The sequence below is a fragment of the Streptomyces chisholmiae genome (assembly GCF_031845445.1).
GTDB classification, from domain to species: domain Bacteria; phylum Actinomycetota; class Actinomycetes; order Streptomycetales; family Streptomycetaceae; genus Streptomyces; species Streptomyces chisholmiae.
Window position 1 is genome coordinate 1 of record NZ_JAVREO010000243.1, and the last position, 424, is coordinate 424.

General features: G+C 66.3%; 1 protein-coding gene. It reads left to right on the top strand.

Going from position 1 to position 424, the window contains the following annotated elements; all coding sequences use genetic code 11:
* A partial coding sequence (locus tag RM844_RS33015) for a phosphoenolpyruvate carboxylase (protein ID WP_311671108.1) occupies positions 1 to 424 on the top strand: 424 nt, incomplete at both ends.

Consider the following 424-nt stretch of genomic DNA (forward strand, 5'->3'; position numbering starts at 1 on the left):
GAAGTACGCGGAGCCGCGCATCGCGCACCGCAATCTCGAAACGCTGTTGGCTGCGACGCTGGAATCGACCCTGCTCGATGTCGAGGGGCTCGGCGACGAAGCCGGCCCTGCCTATCAGGTGCTCGACGAGCTCGCCGCACTGGCGCAACGGGCGTACGCCGAATTGGTCCATGAGACACCGGGATTCGTCGAGTACTTCAAATCGTCGACGCCGGTCAGTGAGATCGGTGCGCTGAACATCGGCAGCCGGCCCAGCTCACGCAAACCGACCACCTCCATCGCCGATCTGCGGGCCATCCCGTGGGTGCTGGCCTGGAGCCAGTCCCGCGTGATGCTGCCCGGGTGGTACGGGACGGGCACGGCGTTCCAACAGTGGATCGCCGACGACGAGACCAGGCTCGCGGTTCTGCAGGACCTGTACCGG